Here is a 10,144-nt window from a genome sequence, read left to right as displayed (position 1 = left end):
CTGTGCCACAAAAAATCTTGTGGGGTGGGCTTCTAGCCCGTCACAGGCAAGATGCCTGTGCCACAAAAAATCTTGTGGGGTGGGCTTCTAGCCCGCCCCAATCTTTGTCACAGGCAAGATGTGGTATTGACCTCTTCCCTGGTTAAAGCTATTTTATATTAAGTTGTGATTGTACGAAGTAGTAGTATGATTCATAGAAATTTGAGTCAGGGAAGCAATCAGCAGTTGGGCGGGCAAGATGCCCATCCCAGCAACAAGTATCAATCTGTGATGAAGTCGGTTTCTAGGCTGGGCGGGCAAGATGCCCACCCCACCAACAATTATCAATCTTTGGTGGAACCAAAGTTGAAAATTACTTATAGGAATTTACCTCATTGGGAGTTAGATGGATCGGTCTATTTCATTACTTTTAATACTTGGGAAAAGCTAGAATTGACTCCGGCAGCTCAACAAGTAGTTTTTAATGCTTGCAACTTTTTTGACAAAAAAAGGTATGAGGTGTTTTGCTTGGTTGTAATGCCAGATCATGTGCATATGTTAATTCAGCCTTTGCCAAAGTCGAAGGATAAATTTTGGTCGCTCAGCAGCATTATGCACAGTATGAAAAGCTACAGTTCTAAGCAAATTCCGAAGGTGATGAAGCATATCGGTACTGTCTGGCAAGATGAGCGACATGACCGAATAGTCAGAGATGAAGGAGAATTTGATGGTTTTTGGGAATATATCAGGCAAAATCCTGTCAAAGCTGGTCTTTGTTTGACTCCAGACGAATATCCTTTTTTCTGTCAAATATCTGAAGGTTAGTGTCTGTCCTTTTATTTGTCACAGGCAAGATGCCTGTGCCACATATTTGTCACAGGCAAGATGCCTGTGCCACAAGCACTTTCACAGGCAAGATGCCTGTGCCACAAAAAATCTTGTGGGGTGGGCTTCTAGCCCGCCCCTAATTTTAACAACTTCCTCAGATTCAATCCCCTAAAGACCTGCCGCACAAACCGCCGCTCCAATTAACCCGACATTGCCATTCAAAACCAGGCGAACTGGTATCATTTCTAATAGCGAATCCATCCGACCTTTGTGCGTAAAAGCTCGCATAAAACTGCCTTCTAGAATCAGTGGCAAAATCTTCGCAGCGATGCCGCCGGCTACGTACAAACCGCCGTAAGGTAGAAGTGAAACAGCCATATTTCCGGCCACCGCACCGTAAGCTTCTACAAACATTTGCATTGTTTGTTCCGAAAGCCGATCGCACTTTTGGAGTGCAGCCGCCGCAATTATCGCCCCCGGATCGACTGTTTTCTCGGTTTTACCGATTTCCGACTCCCATTGAGCGATCGCTTCCCCCACTTCGGCTGATTCAGGAGCAAACTTGCGATCGCGCAAAAACTGGTAAATTGAGACAATCCCTTGTCCCGAAACTACACGCTCGATCGATATTCTTTGAATGTTATGTTTTGCTAACAAATATTTTAGCAATTCAAACTCCAACTCCGAGCGAGGAGCAAAGTCACCGTGTCCCCCTTCCGAAGAAAAAACCCTGATCCCATTTGCTTCGGGAATTGCAAAACAATGTCCCAAACCTGTACCCGCACCAATCACAGCAATTGGATCGTGCTGGCTCGGTTTTCCTACTTGCAAGGTGTGTATATCTGTAGCTTCCAAACCACACACGCCGTAACCAACCGCTACAAAATCATTAATCAAACTAACACGGGAGATTCCTAATTCTTCTTCCAGACGCTTTGCATCCAGCAGCCAAGGCAAATTTGTCAGTTTGGCGCTGTTGTTGACTACTGGGCCTGCGATCGCAAAACAAGCTTTTTCAGGCTCCACTGCCAAATCGAGTTTAGTAGCAGCTTCCGTCAAAAACTGTTGAACTATCGGCACTAAATCGGGAAATTCCCCGCTCGGATAGCGAAACTCGTAAAGAGCATTCATTGCACCATCAGCAGTCCTTTCTACCAAGCGCAAAATTGTCTTAGTTCCGCCAATATCGCCCGCTAATAATAATGCCATAAACCTCCGATAAAACAGTTGACAGTTGACAGTTGACAGTTGACAGTATTGTCCACTGTTAAACCAATAATTTTCAGGTTGGATCCAGCGAAGCGTAGGTTCACTTCGTTGTACCTCACATCTTGCATGATTGTCAGCAAAAGGCTTGGTGCAAGATCTCAGTTCTACCCAACCTACTTATCACTATTAACAACTATAGATCCCTGACCCCGCGATCGAGAAACGGTTTGATTTGGCTACTATTTAGGGCTTGCTGAAAAAGTGTACGTAGTGGAAAAACGAGGCTACACAGCTTAAAAAATAGTAGGTTTATTGCTAAATTCCCAAATGCAAGCCAGAAACTAATAACTTTCATTGCAAGGGTTTTGAGCCTCTATAATCCTATAACTTGCACTTTTTTAAGCAAAAAAAGCTTAAACCCCTTATCTGGCAAGCTTTCTACTTTTATTCAGCAAGCCCTATTTAACTGTCAACTGTCAACTGTCAACTGTCAACTGTCAACTGTCAACTGTCAACCAAGGTGCAAGATCTCAGTTCTACCCAACCTACTTATCACTATTAACAACTATAGATCCCTGACCCCGCGATCGAGAAACGGTTTGATTTGGCTACTATTTAACTGTCAACTGTCAACTGTCAACTGTCAACTGTCAACTGTCAACTGTCAATTGCCAACCAAGCCCGCAGCACCTCGGCCACAGTCCAAGCTTGAGCCGTGCAGCCTCGGGGCGAGTGGGGGGCGTCGCCCTCAAAAATTTCGCCGAGACTGCCAACTCCGCCAGCAGTTATATGATGTGCCATCGGTTCCAGGAATTGGAGAGCTTGTGCTGGGTCTTTGTATACGTGCAAGTGCGCCAAGACAAACGGGCCGATCAGCCAGCCCCAAGCTGTGCCTTGGTGATAGGCGCTGTCGCGCTGCAATTGGTCGCCCTCATAGGCGCCGCGATACTGCGGGTGTTGTGGGGATAGGCTCCGCAGGCCGTGGGAAGTGAGCAGCCCCTGAGCGCAGGCGTCCACGACGGCGCGGCGCTGTACGGGCGTGAGTAACGGTGTATAACGGGTTTCCTGGCGCTTGCCCTCGTACCCAGGAATCGAGTCCAGGGGCAGGGAAACGGCGAATATTTGGTTGGGCCGCAGGGAAATGTCGTGTCCGTCGGGGCCGTCGAGAACGTCGTAGCAGTAACCGGTTGAGTCGTTCCAGAAGCGATCGAATCCGGTGGCGGTACGATCGCCCAACTGCTGATATTCATTGTGAGGCTTGCCCAGTTTTCGAGCAAAACTTGCCATAGCTTGCACGGCATTGTACCAAAGCGCGCTAAGTTCGATCGGCTTACCAATCCGAGGAGTCACCACCCAATCGCCGATTTTCGCGTCCATCCAAGTCAGTTGCACGCCGCTTTCCCCCGCGTAGACTAAACCGTCGTCAGGATCGACGCGGATGTTATACCGAGTTCCGTTTACGTGCCAATCGACAATCTCACATAGTGTCGGCCAGAGTTCGCTCAAAAGTTCGTCGTCTCCGGTGCAGTCGCAGTAAGCGCGAACAGCCTCAAAGTACCACAGCGTGGCGTCTGCGGTGTTGTATTCCGGAGCGCCCCCGGCATCGGGGAAGCGGTTTGGCAGCATTCCGCGATCGACATACCGTGCAAATGTTCGCAAAATCGATCGCGCAATTTCCCACCGCCCGGTACAGATTGTGAGGCCGGGCAGGGCGATCGTCGTATCGCGCCCCCAGTCGCTAAACCAGGGATATCCGGCGATAATCGTTTTACCCTCGGGTTCCTTTGGTAGCGGGCGGTTGACGATAAATTGGTCGGCTGCTAGCACTAAGTGATTAATCCAGTCTGGAGATTCGCTGATTTTTGACCATTTTTGCAGCAATTCTTGCTCGTAGGTGCGACGCAATTCTAAAGCTGTACCGCCGTTGAGTTCGGGATTTTTGTCGGTACTCGCGATCAGTGTCAGAGATTGTCCTGGTGCGATCGCAAAATGGAAAGTTGCCGCGTGCAGGTGATCTTCGCAGCAGTCCAACCCGCGCCGCTGTTCGGCTGCCAAATTAAATCCGTAGTGCCAATTGTATAAGGGCGTAGAAACTCGAAATTTAGCCTCTGGAGTAGCATCTGTCAGCAGGTACAGGGGTGCGGCTCCGTCAAAAGCCGTCACGCAAACCCCTTGTGTCAAAGTTTCCAGACTCACAGGCCAGTCGCCCGCACTTGTCATGTGGTGGTAGTCGCGGTGGTTGACTAAGGCTTTGACTGCGATCGCGATCGGTTGTGAGGCGCGGTGCAAGCGGTATTGAATATATGTTGTGTTAGCACCTTGCTGCATCCAAATCCGCTTTTCGAGGATAGCGTCGGCGAGGGCATACCTCCACACAGGCGTCGTACCTTCGAGGTGGAAGCTTTCGATGCAGTTGTAGCCGTGGGGTTCGATCGTACTGTCGGCCCAGCGGTTGGTATAAAGCGGGTAGGCGCGATCGGCATACACGGCCGTCTCGTCCAGCTTGGCGAGCATCAAAGTCCGTGCCAGCGGGGGTTTGAGGGCTGCCACCAGCAGCCCGTGATAGCGGCGAGTGAGGAGATTTGCGATCGTCCCGCTAGCGTAACCCCCGATTCCGTTTGTCACCAACCACTCGCGAGACTCCGCCGAGTCAAGATTGCAGCAGATTTCCCGTCCAAAAGCAATAACCATAGAATACACGCTCGCGCTGATTTGCTATCTACCTTTAGATATATTTTAGACCTTATATAAAAAACCAGAAATATTAACTCTTGCAGTTGACCAAGAATGGCGATCGCTAAGGGTGCAGATTCATGGTCTAATTTATACATAACGAACCGCTACTTTTGCCCCAGCGATAATTCTAACCGTTACTCTGTCTGGAGTTAGTTGTTTGTAATTTTAAGTAATATTACCATCTACACAGGCGCTCTCACCTTAAGAACACAGCATTTGATTGCGTCCCAAGGGCGATCGGACAACCAACCTATTTTATAAGGAGAACCACTCAAAGTGAAGATAGGAGCAAATTACCTCGGCAACAACCAATGTGAGTTTACAGTTTGGGCGCCCACAATCAAACAAATAGCAGTCCAAATTGTTTCCCCAGAACCACGCCAGATACCCATGCAACAATCCGCAGAAGGTTATTGGCAAACCACAGCTACAGACATCGCACCCGGAACCCTTTACACCTACCAACTCGAAGGAAAAACCGACCGACCCGACCCAGCCTCAAAATATCAACCCCAAGGCGTCCACACCCCATCCCAAGTAATAGATGAAAACGCCTTTGCTTGGAAAGACAAAAATTGGCAAGGCGTGCCGCTGTCGGAAATGATTATCTACGAACTGCACGTCGGCACATTCACCCAAGCCGGAACATTTGAAGCAATAATTCCCCAACTCAAAAAACTCACAGAATTGGGAATCAACGCCATCGAAATTATGCCAGTCGCCCAATTTCCCGGCGATCGAAACTGGGGATACGACGGCGTATATCCCTACGCCGTTCAAAACTCCTACGGCGGCCCCGAAGGCTTCAAAAAACTTATCAACGCCTGCCACGAACACGGCATCTCAGTAATACTCGATGTCGTTTACAACCACCTCGGCCCCGAAGGAAACTACCTCCGCGACTTCGGCCCCTACTTTACCTCAAAATACGGCTCGATTTGGGGAGACCCCCTCAACTTCGACGACGCCTACAGCGACGGCGTGCGGAACTACTTTATTCAAAATGCCCTCTACTGGTTTCGAGACTATCACATCGATGGTCTGAGATTAGATGCAATTCAAGCAATATTTGAAGTAGGTGCCAGACCATTTTTGCAAGAACTCTCCGACGCCACCGCCGAGATTTCCCAAGAAATCGGAAGGAAACTTTACTTAATCGCAGAAAGTGACTTAAACGATGTCCGCACAGTACGTCCCAAAGAACTCGGCGGTTTCGGATTAGACGCCCAGTGGTGCGACGATTTCCACCACGCACTGCACGCCTTGCTTACCGGAGAAAATGACCGCTACTACCAAGACTTTGGCAAGTGCGAACACCTAGAAAAATCCTTCAAAGAAAGCTTTGTTTACTCCGGCCAGTATGCACCTCACAGAAAGCGAAAACACGGCAATTCTGTCAAAGATGAACCGGGCGAGAAATTTCTGGTATTTTCCCAAACCCACGACCAAATCGGCAACCGGATTTTAGGAGACAGACTCTCGCAAATAGTTGACTTTGAAGCACTAAAACTTGCAGCAGCTACAGTTTTGATTTCTCCCTACATTCCTTTCTTGTTTATGGGAGAAGAGTACGGAGAAACAGCGCCGTTTTTCTACTTTGTTTCCCACTCAGATCCTGACTTAATTGAAGCGATTCGCAAGGACAAGCAACAAGAATTTAAAGCTTTTGAAGACAGAGGCGAATTTCAAGACCCCCAAAGTCCTGAGAGTTTCCAAAAGTGCAAGTTAAACTGGGAAAAATCAACAGCAGGAAAACACAAAATCCTCTGGGAATGGCACCAGCATTTGATTCAACTGCGGCGAACAATTCCCGCCCTGAAAAAACTCGACAAAAAAAATCTAGAAGTTTCCAGTATTGAAGCAGAAAAAATCTTGTTTCTTCGTCGGTGGACAGATAACAGCCAGATATTCTGCATCCTGAACTTCAACAAGCAAGAGGTCGCTGTTACGACCGCACTTCCCCAAGGCAATGGTCACAAAATTTTAGACTCTGCTGATGTAAAATGGATGGGTTCAGGTTCTAGCTTGCCGGAAAATATCAATTCTAAGCAAGAATTGAGTGTTAAACCGCATAGTTTTGCACTCTACCAATATAACCAATTAAACCAAGAGGGCTAAAGCCCAACAACGTACCCGATCTTTCAGAGAACCGCTATAACTCGCGTCCAGCCACTGTTTGCGTAATTTCTGTCAACTACCCGATCGACTAATCAATTAGGACTAAAATTAACATGATGAGAATTCCCACAACCACTTATCGGATTCAATTTCATGCAGGTTTTAACTTTGAAGCCGCCAAACAAATCCTCAGCTATCTCGAAGAATTAGGAATTACCGACCTTTACGCCTCACCGATATTCAAAGCCAAAAAAGGCAGCAGTCATGGATACGATGTGGTTGACTCAAATCAAATCAATCCTGAATTGGGAACATCAGAAAACTTTGAAGCCCTCACCTACGAAATCAAGAAACTGAACATGGGATGGCTGCAAGATATTGTTCCGAACCACATGGCTTACGACACTCAAAATTTGTTGCTGTTAGACGTATTAGAACACGGGCCGGATTCCGACTATTTCGATTACTTCGATATTGAATGGAATCACGCTTACGAACATCTCAGAGGTCGAGTGCTGGCTCCGCTGCTGGGCAATTTTTATGGCGAGTGTCTGGAAAATGGCGAGATTCAACTCAAATACAGCGAAATTGGGCTAACTATCAATTACTACAGCTTACAATTGCCTGTAAAAATTGAATCTTATGCTAGTTTTATCGGTCATAATTTGGGGCATTTAGGCAGGGAATTAGGCAGGCGCCATCCAGATTTTATCAAGTTTTTGGGAATTCTTTATCTAATTAAGAATACACCTTCTGAAGCTAAAGGTAAAGCCAGATACGATCAGATAGCTTTTGTCAAAGGGCTGCTGTGGGAACTCTACAATCAAAATCCCATCGTCCAGGAATTTATCGATGAAAATATCAATTTCTTTAACGGAGAAAAAGGCAATCCAGAAAGCTTTAATTTGTTAGATAGTTTACTCTCGGAGCAATTTTATCGTCTCTCTTTCTGGAAAGTGGGTGCCGAAGAAATCAACTACCGCAGGTTTTTTACTGTCAACGAACTGATTTCGGTAAAAGTTGAAGAGATTAAAGTTTTCCATAAAAACCACGCTCTGATATTCGACATGGTGGACGAGGGAAAGTTTACCGGATTGAGAATCGACCACATCGACGGACTGTACGACCCCACAGAATATTTGAAACGGCTCCGCGAGAGAGTTGGAGACACTTACATTACTGTGGAAAAGATTCTGGAACACGAGGAAGATTTGCCGTCCTATTGGCCGATTGAGGGAACCAGTGGATACGACTTTTTGAACTACGTAAACGGCGTTTTTTGTCGGTGCGATCGCGAACAGCAATTTAGCGAAATCTATCAGAGATTTACTCGATTAAATGTTCCTTACGAACAGTTGTTTTTAGATAAAAAAGGGCTGATTGTTGAGAAAAATTTGGCGGGAGATGTAGACAATCTGGCTCAGCTTTTGAAGAATATTTCCGGTCAATCCCGACAGGGAAATGACTTTACTCGTCCGGGTTTGGAAAAAGCGCTGGCTGCGGTTTTGACGATTTTTCCAGTGTACAGAACTTACATTAATCAAGACGGTTTGCGAGAGTCCGATCGCATTTACGTCAAATATGCGATCGCCCACGCCAAAGAATTAGTACCGCGACTCCTCAAAGAACTGAAATTTATCGAAACGCTGCTGTTGCTGGAAGAAGAAGAAACCCTCACAACCGAACAAAAAGAGGAGCGCAGGCACTTTGTCATGAAACTCCAGCAGTTGACAAGCCCCCTGATGGCCAAAGGCGTTGAAGACACGTTGCTATACGTCTACTATCGCTTTTTATCCCTCAACGAAGTCGGAGGAAACCCCAGTCACTTCGGCGTTTCGCTGGCGGATTTTCACGAGTTCAACAAGCAGCAGCAAGTAGCTTGGCCGCACAAAATGAATGCTACAGCTACCCACGATACCAAACGCGGCGAAGATGTGCGAGCGAGACTTAATGTTTTGTCAGAAATTCCTGAGGAATGGGAACAGCAAGTCAGGTCTTGGAGAGAGGTAAACTCATCTAAGAAAGTTAACTTTGTCAATCGCATGGTTCCCGATACTAACGACGAATACTTCTTGTACCAAACTCTGCTTGGCAGTTTTCCATTTGAGGAAATTGAAAACACTGATTATGTTACTCGCGTCAAAGATTATGCGATCAAAGCCGTCCGCGAAGCAAAAGTTTATACAGCTTGGCTGAGACCTGACAACGACTACGAAACTGGGTTTATGACCTTTATCGATAGCGTTCTCGAACCTTCAGAACAAAATCAGTTTTTCAAGAAATTTCTACCTTTCTGGAAAAAAGTAGCTGATTACGGAATTTTCAATTCTTTATCTCAAACGCTGCTAAAAATTACGGCACCTGGGGTTCCCGACATTTATCAAGGCACGGAATTTTGGGATTTAAGCCACGTCGATCCGGACAACCGCCGTCCAGTAGATTTCGATCGCCGAATCGAGGTTTTGCGGGAAATTAAACAGCAAGCTGAGACGGATATTTTGCAACTGGTTGAAGATTTGATTGCGACGCGGGAAGATGCTAGAATTAAGTTGTTTTTGACGGCAAGAGTCCTAGAAGCTAGAAAAAAATACTTGCAAGTTTTTCAATCTGGCGATTATCAACCACTGCACGCAGTTGGCACTTTTAAAGATAACGTGATTGCTTTTGCTCGCAGATTTGAAGATACTACTGTTATTGCGATCGCTCCTCGATACTTGACGGGAATTGTGAAACCGGAAGAAATGCCGATCGGCAAACAAGTCTGGAAAGATACTAATCTGGAATTGTCGGAGCAAATGCCGTCGGTTTGGAAGGATGCGATTACCAATCAGCCTGTTGAAAGTAACGGTAAGCTGGCCATTGGTGATGCTCTCAGCTACTTTCCCGCAGCTTTGCTGATTAGTCAGTAGTCAGTTGACAGTTGACAGTTGACAGTTGACAGTTGTCAGTTGACAGTTGACAGTTGACAGTTGACAGTTGTGCTGTTCCCGATCGCTAACGTTATTATTCAATACGGTTCAGTTAAGATTGTCCGAAGAGAGGAACGAAGCAAACAAGAGTGTCTATTTGTGATTGATTTTCCCTGTTATAGCCTTTCTCAAAGATATGAGGTATGACTGACAGCTTCTATAGCCGTTAGACTAAGAGGGCTGAAGCCCAACTACGTACCTCACCTTTCTCATAAAGGCTATATAATCTCTTATCTGAACTGTATTGCGTTATTATTCATTATGTCAGTAGTCATTAGGCGAATTGGTTGTTTATAGCGACGGCG

At 46.5% G+C, this 10,144-nt stretch carries 5 protein-coding genes; 3 read left to right on the top strand and 2 right to left on the bottom strand.

Features of this window, described 5'->3' with window-relative positions; genetic code table 11:
• Positions 1 to 186 precede the first annotated feature (186 nt).
• The gene (locus JGK20_RS20670) at positions 187 to 804 is read left to right on the top strand and encodes a transposase (protein ID WP_293186735.1); all 618 of its coding nucleotides are present in this window, start codon (positions 187 to 189) and stop codon (positions 802 to 804) included.
• Between the two features lie 171 nt (positions 805 to 975).
• On the opposite strand, the gene JGK20_RS20665 is transcribed toward JGK20_RS20670, so the two are convergent.
• Both JGK20_RS20665 and JGK20_RS20660 read right to left on the bottom strand, forming a co-directional pair.
• Entirely contained in the window at positions 976 to 2,016 is a 1,041-nt protein-coding gene (locus JGK20_RS20665) for a glucokinase (protein WP_293186736.1), read from the bottom strand.
• Between the two features lie 657 nt (positions 2,017 to 2,673).
• Entirely contained in the window at positions 2,674 to 4,707 is a 2,034-nt protein-coding gene (locus JGK20_RS20660) for an amylo-alpha-1,6-glucosidase (RefSeq protein WP_293207793.1), read from the bottom strand.
• A gap of 321 nt (positions 4,708 to 5,028) precedes the next feature.
• Between JGK20_RS20660 and treZ the strand changes: the two genes are divergently transcribed.
• Positions 5,029 to 6,870: a malto-oligosyltrehalose trehalohydrolase gene (gene treZ / locus JGK20_RS20655; RefSeq protein WP_293193130.1), complete on the top strand. Its 1,842-nt coding sequence runs from the start codon at positions 5,029 to 5,031 to the stop codon at positions 6,868 to 6,870.
• Positions 6,871 to 6,986: 116 nt separating this feature from the next.
• Entirely contained in the window at positions 6,987 to 9,779 is a 2,793-nt protein-coding gene (gene treY, locus JGK20_RS20650) for a malto-oligosyltrehalose synthase (protein ID WP_293185296.1), read from the top strand.
• The last annotated feature ends 365 nt before the right edge of the window (positions 9,780 to 10,144 follow it).

Origin of the sequence: Microcoleus sp. PH2017_05_CCC_O_A (assembly GCF_020738785.1) — a bacterium.
GTDB lineage: Bacteria > Cyanobacteriota > Cyanobacteriia > Cyanobacteriales > Microcoleaceae > Microcoleus.
Note: the sequence above shows the minus strand (reverse complement) of the source record. Positions and strands in the feature narration are given on the sequence as shown.

What these genes read in the sequence shown, in the direction of transcription:
- JGK20_RS20670 (WP_293186735.1), top strand. Translation starts at nt 187, where the DNA reads ATGATTCATAGAAATTTGAGTCAGGGAAGCAATCAGCAGTTGGGCGGG.
- JGK20_RS20665 (WP_293186736.1), bottom strand. Translation starts at nt 2,016, where the DNA reads ATGGCATTATTATTAGCGGGCGATATTGGCGGAACTAAGACAATTTTG.
- JGK20_RS20660 (WP_293207793.1), bottom strand. Translation starts at nt 4,707, where the DNA reads ATGGTTATTGCTTTTGGACGGGAAATCTGCTGCAATCTTGACTCGGCG.
- treY (WP_293185296.1), top strand. Translation starts at nt 6,987, where the DNA reads ATGAGAATTCCCACAACCACTTATCGGATTCAATTTCATGCAGGTTTT.